Origin of the sequence: Gordonia sp. NPDC127522, from assembly GCF_042672305.1 — a bacterium.
GTDB classification, from domain to species: domain Bacteria; phylum Actinomycetota; class Actinomycetes; order Mycobacteriales; family Mycobacteriaceae; genus Gordonia; species Gordonia hongkongensis.
Map to the genome: position 1 here is coordinate 600227 of NZ_JBHXVK010000001.1, position 22164 is coordinate 622390.

Here is a 22164-nt window from a genome sequence, read left to right on the forward strand (position 1 = left end):
GCTAGTCTGAACGGCATGAATCCGGTGATCCAGCGACGCGTGCAGCTCGGCCTGCTCGTCGTCGGCGTGACGATCACCTTCATGGCGATGACGCTCATCGCCGGTTGTTTCAAGAACGATGCGACGATCGAGGCCAGCAAGGCGACCGTGATGGCCGAGGTCGTGTCCGTGGACAGCCTGCACGCCGCGGTGAATTTCCAGACACCCGACGGCTCGTTCCACAGCCCCCGCTTCGGGCTGCTGTATCCGACCGAGCTGAGCGAGGGACAGCGCATCAGCGTCGACTACGCGGTCTACAACCCGGATCTCGCCCGCCCGACCGGCCGCACCGCGGTGCTGTCCATCATCCCCGCCCTGTCGGTGATGGTCGGAGCGTGGCTCGTCATCGGCCTGCTGATGGTCGGGGTCGCGGAGTCCAGTCGCCGCTGGGCCCGCCGCGGCACCGCCGACGATGCTGTCGCCGAGGACTCCGACGCCGAGGACGCCGGCAGCGACGCGGCAGACCGGGACCCGGCCGCGGCCGACCAGGACGAGACGGTCAGCCCGGGATCACCCTGAGGTCTCCGCCGGCGACGACGATCGCCTCGGCGTCGGTCAGGAAGTGCAGCCGGTGCTCGGCGCCGAACCGTTGCCTCGTCGCCTCGATCGGTCCGCGACCCCTGACGGTGCCCTCCGCGTGCGGGATCACCGTGGTGTCGATGAGTCCGAGGCCCGCGGTCGAGGTCAGGGGTGCGGCCTCGGCGGGATCGTCGAGCAGAGACAGGGGAGCGATGTCGGGGCCGACGACCGCGGCGCCCGCGCTGACCCCGATGTAGGGGAGGCCGGCGCGGACCGCGTCGACGAGGGTGCGGTCGGCACCCGCCAGGCGCAGCGCCCCGAGTAGATGGAAGGTGTTGCCGCCGGCGACGAACACCGCGTCGACCCCGGCGAGCTCCCGGGCGAAGACGGCTGACCCGGTCAGTTCCGGATCGAGGTCGGTCACCTCGAAACCCTGCTGCCGAAGGGTGTCCCGCTCGAGGTCGAGCCACGCGTGATCGGGATAGATCGACGACGCGGTGGGGACGTAGCCGATGCGGCAGCCCGGCCTGGTCAACGGGGCGAGGAACTGCGGGACCGGGGTGAGCCAGCGACTCAGCAGCAGGAGGTGGGTGTCGGCCACCCCTCCACTGTGCCCGGTCGGAGGGCAACGCACCGTTCATCCTGAATTGGGTGGGCCGACACGTGCGCCGTGTGGTCCGGTCAATTCTGCGGGGGACGATCGCGATCATGCGCGTCGCGATCGTCGCCGAGAGCTTCCTGCCCCAGATGAACGGGGTGGTCAATTCCGTCCTCCGGGTTGTCGACCATCTCGAGTCCACCGGCCACACCGTGGTCGTCATCGCACCCGACACCCCGCGCGGCGTGCCGGGCGGGCCGCGGATGGTCGGCCGCCGGACCCCGGTGCACCTGCTTCCCGCGGTGCAAGTGCCGCGGGTGTCCTCGCTCCCGGTGGGCGTGCCGTCGCCGCTGCTGTACCGCACCCTGCGCGACTTCGAACCGGATGTCGTTCACCTGGCGTCACCGTTCGTGGTGGGTGCCGCGGGCGCCGTCGCCGCCCGGGCGCTCGGCGTGCCCGTGGTGGCCGTGTTCCAGACCGACGTCGCCGGGTTTGCGGCAGCCTATCGGCTGGGCGCGGTGGAGAAGCTGGCCTGGCGCTACACACGCCGGCTGCACGAGATGTGCGACCTCACCCTCGCGCCGTCGACCGCGACGCTGGAGGTCCTCGCCGCCCACGGCGTACCGCGACTCGCGCGCTGGGGTCGCGGCGTCGACGTCGGACTCTTCTCGCCGGACAAGCGCGATCCGTCGCTGCGCGCGGACTGGCTGGGAGCCGCCCGCGACGCACTGGTGGTCGGGTTCGTGGGTCGGCTCGCGCCGGAGAAGCACGTCGAGCGCCTGGCCGGACTGTCGGGGAACCCGCGCGTGCAGTTGGTGATCGTCGGGGACGGCCCCGAGCGGGACCGGCTCCAGCGCGCGATGCCGGATGCGGTGTTCACCGGTGAACTGCGCGGGGAGGCGCTGGCCCGCGCGTACGCGAGCTTCGACGTCTTCGTGCACGCCGGCGAACACGAGACGTTCTGTCAGGCCATCCAGGAGGCGATGGCCAGTGGCCTGCCCGTGATCGGCCCCGACGCGGGCGGCCCCCGCGACCTGGTGTCGGCGTTCCGGACCGGATATCTGCTGGAGGTCGGACGCTTCGCCGCGGAGCTGCCCGCGATCGTCGAATCCCTGCACGACGAGTCGGTCCGGGCGGCGTTCGGCCGAGCCGCGGTACAGGCCGTGCGTGCGCGCACCTGGCCGTCGGTGTGCGCGGAGCTCGTCGGCCACTACGCGCGCGTGACGGGCCGCGGAGTCGTCACCGAGGTGGGGCGGCCCGCCTGAGGCGGCGGCCGACCGCCCGGCGAGGCGACGCACCTCACGGCGGTCCTGGCCCGAACGACCGGTAGCGTGATCGGCATGTCATCGACGGGCGCGACACCACCGGAACGAGCGGGTCTGGGCCGGAGTGTGGGCCGGGCGAGCCTGGAGAAGGACCCGGCCGAGGTCGCGGCCATGTTCGACGGCGTCGCACGCCGCTACGACCTCACCAACACGGTCCTGTCGTTCGGCCGGGATCGCGGCTGGCGCAAGAAGACCCGTAGGGCACTCGACCTGCGTCCGGGCGACGTCGTCCTCGACCTCGCGGCGGGCACCGCGGTGTCGACCGTCGAACTCGCCTCCTCGGGGGCGCACTGCATCGCCGCGGACTTCTCGCTCGGCATGCTCAAGGCCGGTGCGCATCGGGACGTGCCGAAGGTCGCCGCCGACGCCCTGTCGCTCCCGTTCGCCGACGATTCGTTCGACGCCGCCACCATCTCCTTCGGTCTGCGCAACGTCAACGACGTCCCGACGGCGCTCGCCGAGCTCCGCCGGGTACTGAAGCCCGGCGGACGGCTGGTGATCTGCGAGTTCTCCACGCCGACGCTGAAGCCGTTCCGCACTGTGTACATGGAGTACCTGATGAAGGCGCTGCCCGCGGTCGCGACGAAGGTCTCGAGCAGCCCGGCCGCGTATGTCTATCTCGCCGAGTCGATCCGGGCGTGGCCGGACCAGTTCGCGCTGGGCGATCTCATCCGCGACGCCGGGTTCACCGGGGTGCGGTGGGAGAACATGACCGGTGGGATCGCCGCGATCCACTCGGCGCGGGCCTAGTGGTGTGTCTCGGAAATAAGTGACTGGTCTCCGGCGCTCGATCGGCGCCTGGCTGCGTTGTCGTCGGTCGAGATAGCTCCGCTATCCCTCCCTCCTCCGCCTTGCCAGACCACCGATCGCTCCACCGGATACCGGCCACCTATTTCCTAGACACACCACTAGGAGGTCGCGGCCCGCGGGGTCTCGTCGTGCGACACCGGGCACCCGGGCGCGAAGGTGCCGAGGTCGTCGATGCGGAAACCGCCGGGGTAGCTGCGAACCTGCTTCGTCTGGCGACCGAAGAGCGGTTCGGTGCGGGGTGACGCGAAGAGGCGGATCGCGAGCCCGCGAGCCTTGAGCCCGCCGCGCACCAGGACCCGTTCGACCGCGGTCGGTTTCGGATATCCGAACGCGCCGAGGAGCCGATCGTCCATGAGCGCGAACGACATCCGACGCACCACCGTCCGCGGCAGCAGCTTGTACGGCATGAACGTGCCCAAGAGGTCGAGGGTGGCGTCGGCGACGGCGAGCGAGTCGGGACTGAACGCGAAATGGGCGGTCTCGTACTCGTCGTAGAACGTCTTGAAGTCGTCGTAGGTCTCGGGGATGTCCTTGATGCCCATCAACTGGCCGAGCCGGCGGTAGTAGTTGGTGAGGCCGAGGATTTCGTGGTTGGTCAGTGAGCGCCACTCATAGGAGTTGACCCACTCGACCGGGCAGACGACGAAAGTGGCCAGCACGTAGAGGAAGTCGCTGTTCGGGATGTCGTACATGCCGTGCATCTGGTTGATGCGGCGGATGCCGGCCCGGCCGGCCGGGCTGTCGACCCCGTGCTCGATCGGGGCGTCGAGCAGCAGGACCGTGTCGTCGTAGCGCTTCTGCGTCGACTCGGTGAACTGGCTGGTCTTGTAGAGAAGGTCGCCGATCGACGGCACCGCGTAGGTCCGGAACAGGGCGAAGCTCAACGCCTGCGTGATGCCCCACGGGAATTCCTGCGTGCCCAGGGCGCGGGCGATCGCGGTCGGGTCACCGACGGCATCCATGCGGTCGATCTCGCCGCGCAGGTGGTAGCGCTGTGCCAGGCGGTTCTGGACGGCGTGCTTGGCTCGGGTGGCGAGAGTGGATGCGGCGGACATCTTCCATCTCCTGGGTCGACGGTGGCCTGATTCTGTCACAGCTGTGGCCGCGGCCACACGTGTTGGAACACTACAGCCCGATCGTCTCAAAGCGCCACCGGGTTGGCGGCCCGGCGGCCCCTCTCACGAGAAGGGCGGGCGCGGGTCGACCTGCCGGGAGACCCGCCCGGCGGTGCGCCAGGCCCGGGCCACGAGGTCGGCATCCTCGGCGGTGATCAGGTTGCCCATGACCCGCACCACCATGGACATCAGTTGCGGCGACCGGATGCCGGGCCGGCCCAGGGTGGGGACGGTCTTGGGCATGGTGAGCAGGCCGGCGAGACGGCGGGCGGCGGAGAAGGCGAGCCCGTAGTGCTCCACCAGCACATCGCGCCACCGGTCGGTGTAGTCGTCCGTGCCGAGGAGTTCGACGGCGAGCCGGGCGGTCTCCAGGGCGTAGTCGATGCCCTCGCCGTTGAGCGGATTGACGCACGCGGCGGCGTCGCCGATCAGCATCCAGTTGCGACCCGCGACACCGGACACCGCACCACCCATGGGCAGCAGGGCGGACGTGATCCGGACGGGTGGGCCGTCGAGAGCCCACTCGTCGCGCACCATCGCGGCGTAGTGCTCGAGGATCGGTCGAAGTGCCATGTGCGCCGGGCGTTTCGACGTCGCGAGCGCGCCCACGCCGACGTTGACCTGTCCGCCCCCGGCCGACCCGAGGGGGAAGACCCAGCCGTACCCGGGCAGCAGTGCGTCGTCGGGTCCCCGGAGTTCGAGGTGCGACCCCATCCAGTGCGAGTCGGCGCGTGCCGACGGTGCGTACGCCCGGGCGGCGACTCCGTAGGCGGTGTCCCGATGCCATTGCCGCCCCAGCGATTTGCCGATTCCCGAACGGACGCCGTCGGCCACTACGAGGTCGGTGACCCGCATCGTGTGTGTGCCCGCCGGCGTCGCGAAGGTCACCGCGCCCACCCGGTCACCGTCCATCTCGACGCCGATGGCCTTGGCGCCCTCGATCATTCGCGCTCCCACCGACACCGCATGCGTACGGATGGCGTCGTCGAACTCGGTGCGTGCCACCGCGCTGCCGTAGGCGGGGAACCGGCCGGAGGGCCACCGGACCTGCTGGCGTGCGCCCCAGCCGTTGAGCAGGAGTCCGTCGATGCGCGGACGATCGTCGAGGAGTGCGCCGAGCCCCAGCGCGTCGAGTTCGGCGACGGCGCGCGGCGTGAGGCCGTCGCCACACGTCTTGTCGCGCGGGAACACCGCGGCGTCGGCGAGGACCACGTCCCGGCCGGCGGCGACGGCATGGGCGGCCGCCGCCGATCCACCCGGTCCGGCACCGACGACGAGGACATCGGCGGAATCGGGAAAAGTAGGCGTCGTGTCCGTGCTCACCCGACCAGTATGTCCGGACCCCCGACGGGCTAGGCTCGCAGCAGGTGGGGTCTACGCGGCAGTCGCGTGTCCGCCGTCGAGTAGTTGCCGGATCAGACGAGATGGGGCCGCGTTTCCGTGAAGTCCACATTCGCCGGGGTTGACCTGGTGTCGGATGAGTTCGCCGATACGGTGCGCTCATCGCTGCAGCGGGTCGAGGATCTGTTGCTCGCCGAACTCTCGTCGGGTGACGAGGTCATGACCGAGGCGGCGACCCACCTCGCGAAGGCCGGTGGCAAACGGTTCCGGCCCATGTTCGCGATCCTGGCGGCCCGGTTCGGTCCGCGCCCGGATTCCGACGATGTCATCACCTCGGCGACGGTGGTGGAGATGATCCACCTCGCCACGCTCTATCACGACGACGTGATGGACGAGGCCGCGATGCGCCGCGGTGCGGCGAGTGCCAACGCGCGCTGGACGAACAGCGTGGCCATCCTGTCCGGTGACTTCCTGTTCGCGCGCGCCTCGCGACTCGTCTCGACGCTTGGCCCCGAGGCGGTGCGCATCATCGCCGAGACGTTCGCCGAACTCGTCACCGGCCAGATGCGGGAGACGGTCGGGGTCAAACCCGGCGCCGACCCCATCGAGCACTACCTGCAGGTCGTCTGGGAGAAGACCGGCTCGCTGATCGCCGCCGCCGCCCGCTTCGGCGCGATGGCCTCCGGGGCCGAGCCCGACGACATCGAGCGGCTCTCCCGCATCGGCGACATCGTCGGAGTCGCCTTCCAGGTGTCCGACGACATCATCGACATCAGCTCGGTGTCGGTGGAGTCGGGCAAGACTCCGGGTACCGACCTTCGCGAAGGCGTCCACACGCTGCCGGTCCTCTACGCGCTCACGGGCGACGACGCGACGTCGGCCCGGTTGCGCGAACTCCTGGTGGCCGCCGACGGCGCCGCCCGGCCGCTCACCGACGACGCCGAGGTCGCCGAGGCGATCGAACTGCTCGGTTCGTCGGCGGGTATGACCGCCGCCCGGGCGAAATTGCAGGAGTTCGCCGACGAGGCGCACGCGATGCTGGCCGAGCTGCCCGAGTCGCCCGCCCACCGGGCACTGGCGTCGCTGGTGGATTACACGATCGAACGCGTGGGCTGAGGGGTCGACCGGCAGGATCTCTGCTCAGCCGGCTCAGCGACCGTCGCGGGCCATCTCCTGCAGGCGGCGGATACGTTCCGCGGTCGGCGGGTGGGTGGCGAACATCTTGGCCATCCGGTCGGTCGCGCGGAACGGGCTCTCGATCATCATGTGCGACTGGGCCGCGATGTCGGGCTGCGGCGGCAGCGGCGCGGCCTGCACCCCGCCGGAGATCTTCGCCAGCGCTGATGCGAGTGCGAGCGGATCCCCGGTGAGTTCGGCCCCGGACTGGTCGGCCTGGAACTCGCGTGAGCGGGAGACGGCCAGCTTCACCAGGGTGGCCGCGATCGGTCCCAGCAGCGCGATGAGCAGCATCGCCAGCGGGTTCGGCGCGTTGTCCCGCCCGCCGAAGGCACCCATGAACATCGCGAAGTTGGCCAGGCCGCTGATCACCGCCGCCATCGCGCCGGCGATCGAGCTGATGAGGATGTCGCGGTTGTACACGTGGGACAGCTCGTGGCCCAGCACGGCGCGCAACTCTCGCTCGTCGAGCAGATGCAGGATGCCGGTGGTGCAACACACCGCGGCGTTCTTCGGGTTGCGGCCGGTCGCAAACGCGTTGGGCGACTCGGTGGGGGAGATGTAGAGGGCGGGCATCGGCTGGTGTGCCGTGGTCGCCAGCTCACGCACGATCCGGTACATGACCGGTGCCTGCAATTCGGTGACCGGTTGCGCGTGCATCGCCTTCAGCGACATCTTGGCGCTGTTGAAGTACACGTAGGCGTTCATGCCGACGGCGACGATCACCGATCCCCACAGGATCAGCGGGCTCTGGAACAGTGCGCCGATGCCGACGATGATCGCCGACATCAGACCCAGCAGAGCCGCCGTCTTCAATCCGTTGAAATGCATCGGGTCCTCGTCTGTCCGGCGCCGCGGGTCTCGGGCTCCGCGGGCGGCCCGGGCGAACCCGGTGCCGGCCGCGGAGTGCGGGCGCCTCATCCGGTCAAACGACGCAGCGCCCGTCTGGGTTTCCGACGGTCGGGGTTCGGTGCGGCCGACCCACCGACCGGGCGCGTCAGCGGTAGTTGACGAACTGCAGGGCGATACCGAAGTCCTCGCCCTTGAGCAGCGAGATGACGGCTTGCAGGTCGTCGCGCTTCTTGCTCGACACGCGCAGCTCGTCGCCCTGGATCTGCGCCTTGACGCCCTTCGGCCCCTCGTCGCGGATCTTCTTGGAGATCTTCTTGGCGTGCTCGGAGTCGATGCCCTGCACCAGCGAGCCGGTGATCTTGAAGGTCTTGCCGGAGCCGACGACCTCGCCGGCGTCGAAGGCCTTGAGCGAGATGTCGCGTCGGATCAGCTTCTCCTTGAACACCTCGAGGCCCGCCTGCGCGCGCTCCTCGGCGTCCGAGGTGATCACGATGTTCTCCTCGCCGGACCACTCGATGCCGGTGTTGGTGCCGCGGAAGTCGTACCGCTGCGACAACTCCTTGGCAGCCTGGTTCAGGGCGTTGTCGACCTCTTGCCGGTCGACCTTGCTCACCACGTCGAAGGATGAATCAGCCATGTCCGACAGGGTATGTCATGGCGATCAGCGACAGTGGGCGGCCGCGGGAGCCTACCGGGGCGTCCGACGCTGTGCCTGCTCGGCGAGGGCACGACGTGACTCGTCGTGGAGCACCTCGAGCAATTCTCGCTCGAGGGCGACGAACTCGGGAGCGGTGAGCCCCGCCGGATCGCGCGGGCGCGGGAGGTCGACACGCACCTCGTGGACCACGGTGGCCGGGCGGGCGGACAGCACGATCACGCGGTCGGAGAGGTGGACGGCCTCGCGGACGTCGTGGGTGATCATCAGCACGGTCCACCGGTAGCGCTGCCACACCGACTGCAACCACGTCTGCATCTCGGTCCGGGTGAGTGAGTCGAGGGCGCCGAACGGTTCATCGAGCAGCACGAGGTCGCGATTCTGGACGACGGTGCGCAGCAGTGCGGCGCGCTGCCGCATCCCGCCGGACAGCTGGAACGGGCGGGCGTCTTCGAATCCGGCGAGTCCGAAGGCGGGGAACAGGTCCGCGGCCCGGCGTCGGGCCTCCTTCGTCGGCACGCCCTGCACCTGGAGGCCGAGGATGGTGTTGTCCAGCACGGTGCGCCATGGGAACAGCAGGTCCTTCTGCGGCATGTACGCGCAGTGTCCGGCGACGGCGGGTTCGGAGCCGACGGACGCGCTGCCGGAATCGGGGACGTCGAGTCCGGCCAGCAGGCCGAAGACGGTGCTCTTGCCACATCCGCTGGGCCCGATGACGGAGACGAACTCGCCGGGCTCGGCGGTGAACGACACCCCGTCGAGGACCTCCCGGCGAGGTTGTCCGCGTCCGGGTCGGGGATAGGACTTGGTGAGCCGGTCGACGACCAGTCGGTGGTCCGGGACCAGCCGGTGGTCAGTCATGGTGGCTCCGGTCCTCGGCGCGAGCCCAGGGCGCGACGATCCGCTCGACGGCGAAGGTGAGCAGGTACAGCGTGACGCTCAGGAGCGCGGTCACCAGCACCGCCGCGAGCACCAGGTCGGTGCGGAACGAGTTCTTCTGCAGGCTCATGTAGATGCCGAGCCCCTGGGTGGCGCCGACGTACTCGGCGAACACGGCGCCCACCACCGCATAGGTGATGCCGATCCGCAGCGCGGTGAAGAACCTCGGTATCGCGGACGGGAGCCGCACGTACCGGAAGACCTGGCGGCGGGTGGCCCCCATGCTGCGCATCAGCGCGCCGGCCTCGCGGTCGGTGGCGGCGAATCCCTCGATCAGGCCGATCGCCACCGGAAAAAACGTGACCAGGGCGATGACCAGCACCTTCGGGAGCAGGCCGAAGCCGAACCAGATGATCATCAGCGGTGCGATCGCGATGATCGGCAGGGTCTGGGAGGCGACGAACAACGGCACGAACGCCCGTCGCAGCGCCGGCGAGAAGTCGACGACGATGGCCAGCAGCCAGGCCAGGACCAACGAGACCGTGAACCCGATCAGGGTCACCTGCAGCGTCGCCGCGGCGTGCACCCCGATCTCCGCGCGGTGCGACCAACCCTGCGCGACGACGCGCGACGGCGACGGCAGCACCTGCGGCCGGATTCCGCTGACGTCGACGTAGACCTGCCAGACCGCCACCAGGACGACCACCGCGACGAGCGCGGGCGCGATGCGACGGAGGCCGGTGCTACCGAGGGGCGTCGAGGTAGTCATTGGTGAAGTACGTCGACCAGTCCGGCTCGGTCGTGAGGGGCGCCCCGTCCGGGCCGGTCAGCAGACCGCTGCGGTACAGGAATCCGGAGTTCCCGGCCCACTGTTCGAGCGTCTGCCGGCCGACCCGGCCGTCGGCGTCCTTCATGTATTGGCCGGCGAGCAACCGCTGGCTCTCGAACACCAGTTGCTCGTCGTTGAACGCGCCGGGGTTGGCGGCGAGGAGGTCGCGGGCGGCCGCGTCCGGGTCGTCGGCCGCCGCCTGGTAGCCGCGCTGCAGCGCCGTCACGAAGGCCGCCGCCCGGTCCGGGTTGTCCGCCAGCCAGTGCTCGTTGGCGTCGACGACGATCGCGTATGCCTCCGGGAATCCGAAGTCGGTGTAGTGGAAGTACCTCATCGGGGTTCCGCGATGCTCGGCCTCGATGCCCTCCCACGCGAGATAGGAGACGGTGAAGTCGGCCTGACCGGAGTAGACGGCCTCGTATGCCGAGGTCCCGAGGGTCACCGAGGTGAACTCGCCGGTGCCGCCGTCGTTCCGGATCACCTGCTCGAGGGTCTTCTCCTCGCCCGGGTCGCCGAAACCGGCGTATGTCTTCCCGTCGAGGTCCTTCGGGCTCGTGATGTCGCGGCGGTCGGCGCGGACACCGATGCCGGTGGCCCACTTCTGCAGCGGCGCGAACACGGAGATGGTGTGCGCGCCCGATGCCCGCGAGAAGGTCGACGAGTTGTGGGTGCTGATCCCGAACTCGGCGTTGCCCGCGTCCACGATGGTGTCCACGGCGGTGTTGTTGTACGGCAGGATCTCGACGTCGAGTCCGGCCTCCTCGAACCAGCCGCGCTGCTGCGCCACGAACAAGCCCGTGTGGTTGGTGTTCGGGGACCAGTCGAGCGCGAATCGGATGGTGCCGTCCGAACCGGCGCCCGAACCGCACGCGGTGATCGCCGACGACGCGACGACCGCGGCGGCGAGCACGGTGAGGAGGCGGCGCGCGCGGGCGCTCATGCGGCGGGCCACGGCTGCGGGTTCAGCGCGGTGTCCCAGAACAGGAGCTCGAACCGCGTGGCGACGGTGAACGCCGTCGCCATCGCGGCCCGTTCGCGCTCGCCGGCGTGCTCCGCAGCCGCGTCCACGAGTTCCCTTGCCCGCGAGGCGGATTCCTGGAATTCCGGGGCGTCGTAGGTGGTCACCCACTGCGCGTAGGGGTGGTTCGGGTCGGCGGCGAGCACCTGGGCGGCACTCGCGGCCAGGGCCCGGCCGACTTCCGCGTAGATCCAGAAGCAGGGCAGGGCCGCGGCCGCGCCGACCGCATACGACTCGGTCGCGGCGACGGCCGTCAGGTAGGACACGTACCCCAGGCACGCCGGCGACGGCTCGGGTTCGCCCTCACGCGGAGGCAGCTGGCCGCCGTTGAGCAGGTCGCCGTGGAGAGCCGACTCGACGGTGGCCGCGGTGGCCGACGAGTTCGCCCAGAACCCCGCGGTCTGCGGGTCGGGGGACTTCGACGCCAGGATCGCCAGCGCCTTCGCGTACCCGGCGAGGTACAGCGAGTCCTGCTCCATGTAGGTGCGGAACACCTCCAGTGGCAGCGTCCCGTCGCCGAGCCGCCGCAGGAACTCGAGGTCGTCGATCGCCGTCCGCAACCCCTTCGTCTCCTCCCAGAGGTGGTCGGAGAATCGGCCGGAGACCGGCAAGTGCGCATGCACAGACATGACATCCCTTCGTCAGCATTACCTGGACAGGTTCTCGGGTCTCATCTCAGCCCCGCGTCGCGGAGCACCCCGTGTCAGAACGCAGCCACAGTAGCAGGAGTGGGGGTCGCAGTGGGACGCCTGTGCCACGACCATGTCCCGGCCTGTTGACCAGCCGGTTTGCGCGTTGATGCGGTGTTCGTTGTATTCTTCACGGCGTTGTTCGTACGGCCGTCACGGTGGCCGGAAGAGCGGCACGGCAGGTTGCCCGAGCGGCCAAAGGGAGCGGATTGTAAATCCGTCGCGCAAGCTACATAGGTTCGAATCCTATACCTGCCACAGCGTGGTCCATTCTCGCGAAACTGCTCTACAGACGGTCTCCGACCAGCGATTTGTCTAGCGCAGACGCGAGTGTGTAACCTCGTTAAGGCTCTCGGGCACAACCGCCCGGGGCACGCCCCCTTAGCTCAGTCGGCAGAGCGTTTCCATGGTAAGGAAAAGGTCGACGGTTCGATTCCGTCAGGGGGCTCGCTGGACGAGAAGTCCGCGGGGCGGTGTAGCTCAGCTGGTTAGAGCGCACGACTCATAATCGTGAGGTCGAGGGATCGAGTCCCTCCACCGCTACACATCGGGTCCGACCGGAACCGAGCGCAAGGGTCGCAAGCCCTGAGGGAACTTCCGAACCCGACCACGTACCACCCGAAAGAAGGCAATCAAGTGGCCTCCTCAACAGATGTTCGCCCCAAGATCACCTTGGCCTGCGAGGTGTGCAAGCACCGTAACTACATCACGAAGAAGAACCGCCGCAACGATCCCGATCGCCTCGAGATCAAGAAGTTCTGCCCGAACTGCGGCAAGCATCAGGGGCACAAGGAATCGCGCTGACGCTGTCGTCGGCCGTTTCGAAGTACCACCAGCAGCGGGCTGCCTCTCGATGAGGCAGCCCGTCTTGTTGTGTCGGGCCCGAAGGGAGTAGAGCTCAATGTCACAGGTAAGCGGAGCCGAGATCCAGGATCGTCCGGACGAGGCGTCGAACGGTGGCGCGAAGCCGACCCCCGACGAGATCGCCGCCCACACGCAGAGCCTCGTCGGCTTCCACTACACGGTCGACGACTACTACGAGATCGGCCGCGAGGAGATCCGTAAGCACGCGATGGCCGTGCAGGACGCGCACCCGACCCACTGGAGCGAGGAGGGCGCGCGGGCCTTCGGTCACGACCGCCTGATCGCCGCGCCCACCTACGTGTCGGTGCTCGGGATCATCGCCCAGCGCAAGCTCTTCGAAGACGTCATCACCGGCTACGACATGTGGCAGATCATGCAGACCGATCAGCGGCTGGTCTACCACCAGCCGATGAAGGTCGGGGACCGACTGATCTGCGACGTCTCGCTCGAGTCGTTCCGGCATGTGAGCAGTCCCGAGATGATCGACCTGATGGTCACCAAGAACGTCATCTGGAACCAGCACGACGAGCCGGTCATGACCACGTGGACCTCCCTGGCCGCGCGTCCCGGCATGGACGTCGACCCCGAACTCGAGGCGTCCCTCGACCACGTGATGATCAAGGTCGACGCCATCGGCGAGTCCGGGCACACCGTCGAGCCGAAGGCGGGTCGCTACGACCTCCCCGATCCGACGCAGTCGCCTGGCGCCTTCGGTGCCGTCGACTTCGACACGCTCACGGTGGGTCAGGAACTCACGCCCAAGCGCTACCTGCTGACGCGCGGCAACCTCGCGAACTATGCGGGCGTGGCCGGCGACCCCAACCCGATCCACTTCTCCGACCACGTCGTGAACGCGGCCGGGATGGACGACGTCGTCGCGCACGGCATGCAGACGATGGGGCTCGGCGCGAGCTTCGTCTCCGAGTTCATCGGCGACCCGGCGGCCTTCTGCGAGTACAACGTGCGCTTCACCAGCCCGGTGTACGTCCCGGCCGACGACAGCGCGGCCGTCGACTTCACCGGCAAGGTGAAGTCGCTCGATCCCGCGACCCGCCGCGGGACCATCGCCATCACCGCCAAGCAGGGCGATCGCCGCATCTTCGGACGCGCGCAGGCCGTCATCCAGTTCAACTGATCGACCGGTCGCGAGCCGTTCGGGCGGCTCACGGACGGGTGGCGTGTACGGTCGTCGGGGGAGCGGAGGCGAGCCCGTTTTGGGTCCACCGCCCCGGTGATCTACACTGAAGTGTCTGATTGATTCAGACTTGCGCGCTACCCATAGGGTGGCGCGTTGGTTTTGTCGGCGACGAAACGTCGACGGGCCGCGAGGCCGGATCGAGAAGCACGGCAACGCCGACCACTCCGGTGGCGGGCGTCGCAAAGGGGCGTAGCTCAATTGGCAGAGCAGCGGTCTCCAAAACCGCAGGTTGCAGGTTCAAGTCCTGTCGCCCCTGCCCTGGTGAAGGGCACACGCTGACGAGAGGACCGCGAAGTTGAGCAAGCGAGACCGGGCCGCCCGCGCCAAAGACGCCGCAGAGGGTTCTGCGGCCGATTCGGCCGCGGCTGAGCTCGACGGTCGCGACGAGGCCACCGACGCGGGTACGGACGACGACACGTCGACCGGAACCGCGAAGGAGCTGCGTCCGTCCGGTAAGCGCTCGGCTCGCGGACGTCGCTCGGCGGCGGGTGCAACCGACGGTGACACCGACTCCGACACGGGGTCCGTCGCCGTCAAGGAACGCAAGACCAAGAAGAAGGCGTCTGCCGAGGAGAGCCGGAATCCGTTCGTACGGATCTGGGTCTTCCTGACGCAGGTCGTCGCCGAGCTGAAGAAGGTCATCTGGCCTACGCGGCGCGAGATGATCACCTACACGATCGTCGTGCTCGTGTTCGTCATCGTGATGACCGCGTTCATTGCCGGCCTCGACCTCGCCTTCGCCAAGGGCGTGCTCTGGTTGTTCGGCTGACCCACGCGGTGGGCTCGGCCGGCGACGAGGAACACGACCGCCAGATGAACCATAAGGAGCGTGGGCTGCAGTGAGCACCCCGGAGAACGAACTCGCCTCGACCGATTCCGTCGACGTGGCTGCTGCCGACGTCGACGCTGTCGACGCGGCCGTGACCGACGCGGTGGACACCGAGGGTGACGCGGTCGCCGACGACGCGGTCGTCGATGGTGACGAGGCCCCCGCCGAGGACACCGTCTCCGAGGATGCCGACGAGGCCGCGGATGCCGCCGACGACGCACCGGCGGAAGAGGCCCCGGTGGAAGAGGCGGAGGTCGATCCGGTCGAGGAACTGCGTAAGCAGCTCCGGCGCGCGCCCGGCGACTGGTACGTGATCCACAGCTACGCCGGTTACGAGAACAAGGTCAAGGCCAACCTCGAGACCCGCGTGCAGAACCTCGACGTCGGCGACTACATCTTCCAGGTCGAGGTGCCGACCGAAGAGGTCACCGAGATCAAGAACGGCCAGCCCAAAAAGGTCAACCGCAAGGTGCTGCCGGGCTACATCCTCGTCCGCATGGAACTCAACGACGAATCGTGGGGCGCCGTGCGCAACACGCCGGGCGTCACCGGCTTCGTCGGGATGACCAGCAAGCCGTCGCCGCTCTCGCTCAACGAGGTGCTGCAGTTCCTGATGCCGCGGACCGAGGCCAAGAAGCCCGCCGCGTCGCGCGGTGCCGCCGCCGAGGGCGTCGAGGCCGCAGCGGCCGCCGCGTCGAACGTCATCGAGGTCGACTTCGAGGTCGGCGAGTCGGTCACCGTCATGGACGGCCCGTTCGCCACGCTGCCCGCGTCGATCAGCGAGGTCAACGCCGAGCAGCGCAAGGTCAAGGTCCTCGTGTCGATCTTCGGTCGCGAGACGCCGGTCGAGCTCGGGTTCAACCAGGTCGAGAAGATCTAGCGCGCCGGCGCCGACGAGGAGCGGGCGACAACCGAGTACACACAGACTTTCACGTCTCCAGCGGGCGTGAATTCGCAAGGAAACAAGCAAGGAACAGAAGATGCCTCCCAAGAAGAAGAAGCTCGCCGGGATCATCAAGCTCCAGATCTCGGCAGGCCAGGCCAACCCGGCCCCGCCCGTGGGTCCGGCGCTCGGTCAGCACGGCGTGAACATCATGGAGTTCTGCAAGGCGTACAACGCGGCGACCGAGTCGCAGCGCGGCAACGTCATCCCGGTCGAGATCTTCGTGTACGAAGATCGCTCCTTCGACTTCAAGTTGAAGACCCCGCCGGCTGCGAAGCTCCTGCTGAAGGCCGCCGGCCTGCAGAAGGGCTCCGGCGAGCCCCACACCAACAAGGTCGGCAAGGTGAGCATGGACCAGGTCCGTGAGATCGCCAAGACCAAGGCCGAAGACCTGAACGCCAATGACATCGACCAGGCCGCGAAGATCATCGCCGGTACTGCTCGGTCCATGGGCATCACCGTCGAAGGCTGACAGACCTCATCGTCACCGTGGGAGGGCCGGCTCGGCCCGCACCACACACCCCGCCGACTGACGGCGGAGAAGGAACAGAGCAATGAGCAAGAAGAGCAAGGCCTACGCGGCCGCGGCCGAGAAGGTCGACAAGACCAAGCTGTACAGCCCGCTGGAGGCTGTGGAGCTGGCCAAGGACACGTCGTCGAAGAACACCGACGCGACCGTCGAGGTCGCGATCCGGCTGGGCGTCGACCCCCGTAAGGCAGACCAGATGGTTCGAGGCACCGTCAATCTGCCGCACGGCACCGGTAAGACTGCCCGCGTGATCGTGTTCGCCGCCGGCGACAAGGCCGCCGAGGCCACCGCCGCCGGTGCCGACGAGGTCGGCGCCGAGGATCTGATCGAGCGCATCCAGGGCGGTTGGCTGGACTTCGATGCCGCGATCGCCACCCCGGATCAGATGGCCAAGGTCGGCCGTATCGCGCGTGTCCTCGGACCCCGCGGCCTGATGCCGAACCCGAAGACGGGCACCGTGACCACCGACGTCACCAAGGCCGTCAACGACATCAAGGGCGGCAAGATCAACTTCCGCGTCGACAAGGCTGCGAACCTGCACTTCGTCATCGGCAAGGCCTCGTTCGACCCGGCCAAGCTGGCCGAGAACTACGGCGCTGCCTACGACGAGATCATGCGCGCCAAGCCGTCGGCCGCCAAGGGCCGCTACATCAAGAAGGTCACCGTCTCCACGACGACGGGCCCGGGCATCCCGGTCGACCCGGCGGTCACCCGCAACTTCGCGGAGGCACCGCAGGCCTGATCTGATCAGGCGCACTGACACCCACGAGGGGCCCGGCATTCCGATGCCGGGCCCCTCGTGTCGTGTGCAATCACGCGTGGTCGGTGAGTATGCGTGCGAGTGCGGCTTCGACCGGGGTCAGCGGTGGGGTGGTGAGGTGCTCCGGCGGTGTTCGCGGATGGACGAGTTCGCGGTAGGCGAGTTCGAGGCGCCGGCCGCGGTCGCCGTAGCCGACGGCGTCGGGGCGCGACTGGTCGCCGGGCCTGGTGGCAGGTCCGTGGATGTCGTTGCGCACGGTGTTCAGGTGTTGTGCGAACTGCCGGGGTATGTCGGGTCGGCGGTTGATGTGTTCGGGGTTGGGTGGGGCGCCGGGTTCGGCGTTGAGTCGCCAGACGCAGCGGCCTTCGTCGGGTCCGGATCGGGCGATGCGGGTGGTGTATTGGCCGGGTTGGTCGCCGACCATGCGGTTGTGGCGTGGGCAGGCGGGTGCGAGGTCGTCGATGTCGGTGAGTCCGCCCTTGGCCCAGTCTCGTTCGGCGTGGTGGAGTTCCACTTGGGTGGCGGGTTGATCGCAGCCGGGTGCGGAGCACACTTCCCCGTCGGGGCGGGCGAAGGAGACGAGGCGTTGTTCGCGGGTGGCGAGGCGTTTGCCCCGTCCGAAGTGCAGGGGGACGGTGGTGGCGTCTTTGAAGAGCGCGAGCCACGGTTGCATGTCGGCGGCCATCGCGATCAGGTCCCGGATGGGGAGCAGGGTGCCGGTGGCGGTGGTCGCCAGTCCGGCTTCGCGGATCAGGTCGGAGAGGTCGGCTTTGATGATCAGTTGCACGGGCAGGCCGCGGTGCGAGGTGCCGAGTGTTCCGTCGGCGAAGCCTGCGGCGAGTGCGGCGTCGAGGGCGTCGTGATTGGTCTGGGCGAGGGTGCGACCGTCGCGGTCGGCTGCGGCGGTCAGGGCGTCGGGGTCGGCGGTGCCGGCCGGGCCTTGGGGTGAGGCGGGGTCGTCGGGGTTGTTGAGTCCAGGTTTGCCCCAGACCGCGAACATCATCGACAACCTGGCGTGGAGTTCGGGAGTCAGCGTGCCCGAGATCTTTGCGGTCCCGTCAGCGCGTTGCCGACCGATCCACAGGCCGCGGCGCCTCTTGCGTTCCGAATCGTCGGCCAGTGTGCCGTCGGGGTCGAGGTGGGCGAGCAGGCGCGCGCCGAGTTGGGTGATCTCAGCGGGGGTGTGGGCTTCGGCGATCTCGGCCATCTGCCGCTCGGCGGCGACCTTGATGTCGTGGTCGACGGCGACCGGGATGCGGTCGAGGACATCGAGGGTGGCCTGCACGTGCGCGGTGCCGACCGCGCCTTGTGCGAAAGCTTCGGCGAGGCAAGGGTATTCGGGTGGGAGGACCTCGCCGCCGAGGCTGGTCCGGTGGGCGGTGGCGTCCATCTGCTTACGGCGGCGCATCGGGTTCGACACTCGTAACCGGTGCGTCATGTACTGCATGAGGGTGCGGCAGCCGGCCTTGCGGGGCAGATCACGAGTCTCGACCTGATCGATCTGCCGGTCACCGGCGACGGTCAGACGCGCGATCGCGCGCTCGGTCTCCGCGGCCACGTCGGCGAGTTCGGCATCGGTACACGGCGACAGATCCACGGTCTGCAACTCACCGAGGATGCGGTGCAGGTCGGCCACCAACTCGAGGGCACGCGGTCGCCGCGACGCTTGTTCGTCAGACATGGTCACCCCCCGAGAACCGTTGCCGCGAATGTACGTTCGAGTGTACACCGGTGCGAGCGCATTGCAAGCCAAAACTGATGTTGTGCAACGCTATTCGGAGCCGGTAACTTGTCGGTGCCTCGTGGTAGGGGTCCACCGACTTCTCCGTGTGGCGGCGGCATGACGATCGCCGCGGCCCCACGTGTTCAACGGGGCGTCCCGCGACTCACTCCAGCCAGTTGTTGCCCCCGAGGTCCAATTGCGCGACATCCAGGGACGGGGTGATACCGGATTCCGGTGCGAGGCCGTGGTTCTCGAGAACGCCGCGCATGATCTCGGCGGCGTCGATGTTGAGTGGGCTCGACACCCACATCGCGTACGGCAGGTTCACGAAGCGGTTCTCGCGCACCGCCTTCAAATTCCGGCTCGCCGGATTCGAACGCAGGGCGGCGATCTTCTCGTCGACCGACTGGCCGGGATAGTCGACGAACACGATGACGTCGGGGTCCGCGGTGGTGAGGCGTTCCCAGCTCACGGCGGTCCAGGTGTCCTCGATGTCCTCGGTCGCGTTGCGCGCGCCCGCGGCGTCGATGATGCCCTGCGGGCCGCCGAAGGATCCGGAGGAGAAGATGGTGTCCGAGACGCTGTCGAAGACGAAGACCGTCGGTTTCGCGGCGGGTTGTGGTGCGGCGCGCAGCTTCTCGAGGCGGTCGGCCACCTCGTCGGCCGCGGCGGCGCCCTGCTCGGGATTGCCGGTGAGGGTGCCGATGTTGCGAAGGTCGGTGTCGAGCGCGACCCACGGGTCCATGGTGCCGCGCTGCGCCTCGCCCTCGGTCTGCCGGCACGCCTCGGACAACTGGTACACGTCGATGCCGTGTCCGGCGAGGATCTCGGGTGTGATTCCGCGCGACTCGCTCATGCCGTAGTTGTATCCGGCATACAGCACTTGGGGTTTCGCCGCGACGATGTTCTCGAGGGTGGGACGTTCGGTCGCGACCTCGTTCAGGGTGTCGACCTGGGGTCCGTACTCGAGCCGCAGGACGTCTTTGTCCCGGGCGAGCGCGCTGACCGCCACCATGTTGTCACGGGCACCGGCGGCGAGTGCGATCGCGATCATGCCGCCGTCGTTGACGAACAACCGGTCGAGGGGTTGCGGGTAAGCGACGTCGGCTCCGCAATTCGATATGGTGACAGTGCTTTCCGACGCCACAGTGCTGTCGGCACCGCAGGCGGTGGCAGTTCCCAGCGTCAGAGCCGCCGCCACGATGGCGACGGTCGGGTGGACTCGGGACGTACGTATGGTCAAAGGATGTCCTCTCACGGGATGTCTTTCGTCAGAGTGCTGGGGGCGGGTGTGGTGGTGGGAGTGTTCAGGAGCAGATGGGGCAGGCCCGTCGATGGATGGTCGACGACGGTGCCGGACACCTCGAAGACGTCGGCCAGCAGAGCCGGCGTCAGCACCTCGACCGGTGGCCCGTGGACGATGACACCGCCGTCGGAAACCACTGCGACGGAGTCGAAGTGACGCAACACCAGGTCCAGGTCGTGCATCGCCGCGACCACGGTGGCGTCGAGCTCGTCGAGGATCTCCATCAGTCGTAGTCGCCAGGCGGCGTCCAGGTGATTGGTGGGTTCGTCGAGCACCAGGATCGGGGTCTGCTGAGCGAGCGCGCGGGCGAGGACGACGCGGTGCCGTTCGCCGCCGGACAGCTGGGTGCACGAGCGGGTGCCCCAGCCGTCGAGCCCGACCTGGATCAACGCGCGATCGACCACCGTCTTGTCGTCGGAACTCCCGGTGGACCAGGCCGACCGGTACGGGGTCCGGCCGAGGCCGACCGCCTCGGCGACCGTCAGCTCCGCGGAGGGCTGTTCCTCCTGGCCGACCACCGCCATCGACATGGCGCGGCGTCGCGAGGGGATGCGGTGGAGGTCGTCTCCGTTCACCTCGACGGTGCCGGCGACCGGGCGTTCGAGACCGCACAGCGTGCGCAGCAGGGTGGTCTTGCCGGAACCGTTGGGCCCGACGATGGCCAGTCGGGTGCCGGCGGGGACCGCGAGATCGACATCCCGCAGTACGACGCGGCCACCGCGACGGCACGCAAGCGCGTTCGCGCGCAACGACATCGACGATGCGCGGGTGGGGTCGGTCACGAGCCACCCCCGAACACGTACTGGCGTCGTCCCATCAGGAAAAGGAAGATCGGTGCCCCGATCAGTCCGGTCACGATGCCCAGCGGCATCTCGCGCGGTGCGGCCGCCACCCGTGAGATGACGTCGACCCACACCAGGAAGAGCGCACCGCCGCAGACCGCCACCGGCAACATCGCGCGGTGGGTGGCGCCGACCAGGAGTCGCGCCGCGTGCGGGACGATGAGACCGACGAAGCCGATGCCGCCCGCCACCGCGACGAGCACGCCGACCAGGAGACCCTGGACACCGAACAGCGCGTTGCGCATCGCGCGTACCGGCACGCCCAGCGACGTCGCGGTGTCGGTTCCGGCCGCGTAGGCATCGAGCCAGGAGTGGATGGCGAGCATGGCCACGACGGTGACCAGCACGACCGCCCCGGCGATCTGCACTTTCGCCCAGGTGGCGCCCGCGACGCTGCCGAGCATCCAGAACATCACGTTGTCGGCGGCGTGCGGGTCCGCGGCGGTGAACACCAGCAGCGACGACAACGCCATGAACGCCGAGGACAACACCACCCCGGACAGGATGAGTCGCAGCGCGGTCAGCCCGCCCTGGGCGCGGGCCACCAGGTACACCGTGACGGTGGCGGCCAGCGCGCCGAGCAGCGCCCCGCCGGACAGCGCCCAGACGCCCAGTCCCGCGAGCACGCCGAGGGTCATCACCGCGGTGGCCCCGACCGCCGCGCCGGCGGACACACCCAGCAGGTACGGCTCGGCCAGCGGGTTGCGGACCAGGGCCTGCATGAGTGCGCCGGCCAGCGCCAGCCCGGCACCGACCAGCGCGGCCAGCACGGACCGGGGCAACCGGAGATCCCAGATGATGACGGCGTGCGCGGAGTCGAGCTCGGCCCCGGTCATCCGGCCGACGACGGTGTGCCACACGTCGCCGACGGGGATCGTCTCCGCGCCGAAAGCGGTGGCCAGGGCGATGCTGAGGAGGGTGAGGACGAACAGTACTGCGGCTAGCGGCGTCGACGGGAGTCGCCGGACCGACGGGGCGGTCGCGCTCTCGGTCGTGCCGTCGGTACGACGGGACACGGGTGGTACTGCCTATCGGTCTGGGTATCTGTGCGCGAGATACACGATGGACTCGAGCGAGAACGGCCGGTAATCGGACTCGGGATCGTGGGGCCGGCGCCTTCCCGGGTCGCCCCGGTGTCCGCGCCGAATCCGTCTCCCATACCGTTGCGCGCCAGTCCCGGATTCACACCGGGTTCCCTGACACCCACGTGTGCGGGTGTGACCGTTCTCGGGGCTGAACATACCAACAACGATTTGCGACATCTGAGTCAGATGTCGCAGTTCGTGGTTCTGGGCGCAACGATGCGTGACATCGGTGCCCGGACA

General features: G+C 68.7%; 23 protein-coding genes, 4 tRNA genes and 2 riboswitches. Of the genes, 14 read left to right on the plus strand and 13 right to left on the minus strand.

The annotated features are described in order from the left end of the window. Positions 1–15: 15 nt before the first annotated feature. Positions 16–558 carry a hypothetical protein gene (locus ACFVHY_RS02725; protein ID WP_390268063.1) on the plus strand — a complete coding sequence of 181 codons (543 nt, stop codon included), beginning with the start codon at positions 16–18 and terminating at the stop codon, positions 556–558. Here ACFVHY_RS02725 and ACFVHY_RS02730 read toward each other — a convergent pair. After that, the gene (locus ACFVHY_RS02730) at positions 539–1159 is read right to left on the minus strand and encodes a Type 1 glutamine amidotransferase-like domain-containing protein (RefSeq protein ID WP_390268066.1); all 621 of its coding nucleotides are present in this window, start codon (positions 1157–1159) and stop codon (positions 539–541) included. The two genes, ACFVHY_RS02725 and ACFVHY_RS02730, sit on opposite strands and share 20 nt — an antisense overlap. Positions 1160–1266: 107 nt before the next feature. Here ACFVHY_RS02730 and ACFVHY_RS02735 point away from each other — a divergent pair, with 107 nt between their 5' ends. Both ACFVHY_RS02735 and ACFVHY_RS02740 read left to right on the plus strand, forming a co-directional pair. Continuing rightward, positions 1267–2421 carry a glycosyltransferase family 4 protein gene (locus ACFVHY_RS02735; RefSeq protein ID WP_390268069.1) on the plus strand — a complete coding sequence of 385 codons (1155 nt, stop codon included), beginning with the start codon at positions 1267–1269 and terminating at the stop codon, positions 2419–2421. A gap of 75 nt (positions 2422–2496) precedes the next feature. Continuing rightward, positions 2497–3231, plus strand: coding sequence for a demethylmenaquinone methyltransferase (locus tag ACFVHY_RS02740; protein ID WP_058253357.1), 735 nt, complete (start codon positions 2497–2499; stop codon positions 3229–3231). Between the two features lie 158 nt (positions 3232–3389). On the opposite strand, the gene ACFVHY_RS02745 is transcribed toward ACFVHY_RS02740, so the two are convergent. Beyond that, positions 3390–4346 (minus strand): oxygenase MpaB family protein, encoded by a 957-nt coding sequence (locus tag ACFVHY_RS02745; protein WP_390268072.1) that lies wholly within the window; start codon positions 4344–4346, stop codon positions 3390–3392. Between the two features lie 123 nt (positions 4347–4469). Continuing rightward, positions 4470–5729, minus strand: coding sequence for a geranylgeranyl reductase family protein (locus ACFVHY_RS02750; RefSeq protein WP_068970025.1), 1260 nt, complete (start codon positions 5727–5729; stop codon positions 4470–4472). Between the two features lie 117 nt (positions 5730–5846). On the opposite strand from ACFVHY_RS02750, the gene ACFVHY_RS02755 reads away from it, so the two are divergent. Next, on the plus strand, positions 5847–6863 hold the full coding sequence (locus tag ACFVHY_RS02755; RefSeq protein ID WP_068970024.1) for a polyprenyl synthetase family protein: 1017 nt from the start codon (positions 5847–5849) through the stop codon (positions 6861–6863). A 33-nt stretch (positions 6864–6896) separates the two neighbouring features. Here the strand turns inward: ACFVHY_RS02755 and htpX are convergent, their stop codons facing one another. From htpX to ACFVHY_RS02785, 6 genes are all read right to left on the minus strand, one after another. Next, on the minus strand, positions 6897–7754 hold the full coding sequence (htpX, locus tag ACFVHY_RS02760) for a zinc metalloprotease HtpX (protein ID WP_058253356.1): 858 nt from the start codon (positions 7752–7754) through the stop codon (positions 6897–6899). Between the two features lie 166 nt (positions 7755–7920). Continuing rightward, positions 7921–8412, minus strand: coding sequence for a YajQ family cyclic di-GMP-binding protein (locus ACFVHY_RS02765; protein WP_058253332.1), 492 nt, complete (start codon positions 8410–8412; stop codon positions 7921–7923). 51 nt (positions 8413–8463) lie between these two features. Then, the gene (locus ACFVHY_RS02770; RefSeq protein WP_390268075.1) at positions 8464–9291 is read right to left on the minus strand and encodes an ABC transporter ATP-binding protein; all 828 of its coding nucleotides are present in this window, start codon (positions 9289–9291) and stop codon (positions 8464–8466) included. Next, the gene (locus ACFVHY_RS02775; protein ID WP_390268077.1) at positions 9284–10078 is read right to left on the minus strand and encodes an ABC transporter permease; all 795 of its coding nucleotides are present in this window, start codon (positions 10076–10078) and stop codon (positions 9284–9286) included. Before ACFVHY_RS02775 ends, ACFVHY_RS02770 begins: the two co-directional genes overlap by 8 nt. Next, positions 10053–11078: an ABC transporter substrate-binding protein gene (locus ACFVHY_RS02780; protein ID WP_390268080.1), complete on the minus strand. Its 1026-nt coding sequence runs from the start codon at positions 11076–11078 to the stop codon at positions 10053–10055. The genes ACFVHY_RS02775 and ACFVHY_RS02780 overlap by 26 nt, the downstream gene beginning before the upstream one ends. Further along, complete coding sequence (locus tag ACFVHY_RS02785; RefSeq protein WP_390268083.1) at positions 11075–11785, minus strand: TenA family protein; 711 nt, start codon at positions 11783–11785, stop codon at positions 11075–11077. The genes ACFVHY_RS02780 and ACFVHY_RS02785 overlap by 4 nt, the downstream gene beginning before the upstream one ends. Next, positions 11773–11867, minus strand: a riboswitch (TPP riboswitch). (Overlaps the previous gene by 13 nt.) Positions 11868–12022: 155 nt before the next feature. Here ACFVHY_RS02785 and ACFVHY_RS02790 point away from each other — a divergent pair. The 10 genes from ACFVHY_RS02790 (at position 12023) to rplA (ending at position 16950) form a co-directional block, all read left to right on the plus strand. After that, a tRNA-Tyr gene (locus ACFVHY_RS02790) sits at positions 12023–12103 on the plus strand. A gap of 117 nt (positions 12104–12220) precedes the next feature. Beyond that, positions 12221–12293, plus strand: a tRNA-Thr gene (locus ACFVHY_RS02795). 21 nt (positions 12294–12314) lie between these two features. Continuing rightward, positions 12315–12388 (plus strand) — tRNA-Met (locus tag ACFVHY_RS02800). A 93-nt stretch (positions 12389–12481) separates the two neighbouring features. Beyond that, on the plus strand, positions 12482–12649 hold the full coding sequence (gene rpmG, locus ACFVHY_RS02805; protein WP_045823858.1) for a 50S ribosomal protein L33: 168 nt from the start codon (positions 12482–12484) through the stop codon (positions 12647–12649). A 97-nt stretch (positions 12650–12746) separates the two neighbouring features. Continuing rightward, positions 12747–13844, plus strand: coding sequence for a fused (3R)-hydroxyacyl-ACP dehydratase subunits HadA/HadB (locus ACFVHY_RS02810; RefSeq protein ID WP_390268086.1), 1098 nt, complete (start codon positions 12747–12749; stop codon positions 13842–13844). Positions 13845–14090: 246 nt separating this feature from the next. Continuing rightward, positions 14091–14163: transfer RNA gene (locus ACFVHY_RS02815), tRNA-Trp, on the plus strand. A gap of 39 nt (positions 14164–14202) precedes the next feature. Beyond that, entirely contained in the window at positions 14203–14676 is a 474-nt protein-coding gene (secE, locus tag ACFVHY_RS02820; RefSeq protein ID WP_269554087.1) for a preprotein translocase subunit SecE, read from the plus strand. A gap of 70 nt (positions 14677–14746) precedes the next feature. After that, positions 14747–15616: a transcription termination/antitermination protein NusG gene (nusG, locus tag ACFVHY_RS02825; RefSeq protein WP_390268089.1), complete on the plus strand. Its 870-nt coding sequence runs from the start codon at positions 14747–14749 to the stop codon at positions 15614–15616. 100 nt (positions 15617–15716) lie between these two features. Beyond that, a complete protein-coding gene (gene rplK, locus ACFVHY_RS02830) occupies positions 15717–16151 on the plus strand; it encodes a 50S ribosomal protein L11 (protein WP_004021736.1) in 435 nt (144 codons plus the stop codon). A gap of 82 nt (positions 16152–16233) precedes the next feature. After that, positions 16234–16950, plus strand: coding sequence for a 50S ribosomal protein L1 (gene rplA / locus ACFVHY_RS02835; protein WP_065629251.1), 717 nt, complete (start codon positions 16234–16236; stop codon positions 16948–16950). Between the two features lie 70 nt (positions 16951–17020). Here rplA and ACFVHY_RS02840 read toward each other — a convergent pair whose 3' ends face one another. From ACFVHY_RS02840 to ACFVHY_RS02855, 4 genes are all read right to left on the minus strand, one after another. After that, complete coding sequence (locus tag ACFVHY_RS02840) at positions 17021–18649, minus strand: DUF222 domain-containing protein (RefSeq protein WP_390268093.1); 1629 nt, start codon at positions 18647–18649, stop codon at positions 17021–17023. Between the two features lie 205 nt (positions 18650–18854). Continuing rightward, entirely contained in the window at positions 18855–19934 is a 1080-nt protein-coding gene (locus ACFVHY_RS02845; RefSeq protein WP_390268096.1) for an ABC transporter substrate-binding protein, read from the minus strand. Between the two features lie 11 nt (positions 19935–19945). Further along, a complete protein-coding gene (locus ACFVHY_RS02850; protein ID WP_390268806.1) occupies positions 19946–20752 on the minus strand; it encodes an ABC transporter ATP-binding protein in 807 nt (268 codons plus the stop codon). A gap of 23 nt (positions 20753–20775) precedes the next feature. Continuing rightward, the gene (locus ACFVHY_RS02855; protein ID WP_065629253.1) at positions 20776–21855 is read right to left on the minus strand and encodes an iron ABC transporter permease; all 1080 of its coding nucleotides are present in this window, start codon (positions 21853–21855) and stop codon (positions 20776–20778) included. Between the two features lie 46 nt (positions 21856–21901). Next, positions 21902–22080: riboswitch (cobalamin riboswitch) on the minus strand. Positions 22081–22164 lie beyond the last annotated feature (84 nt).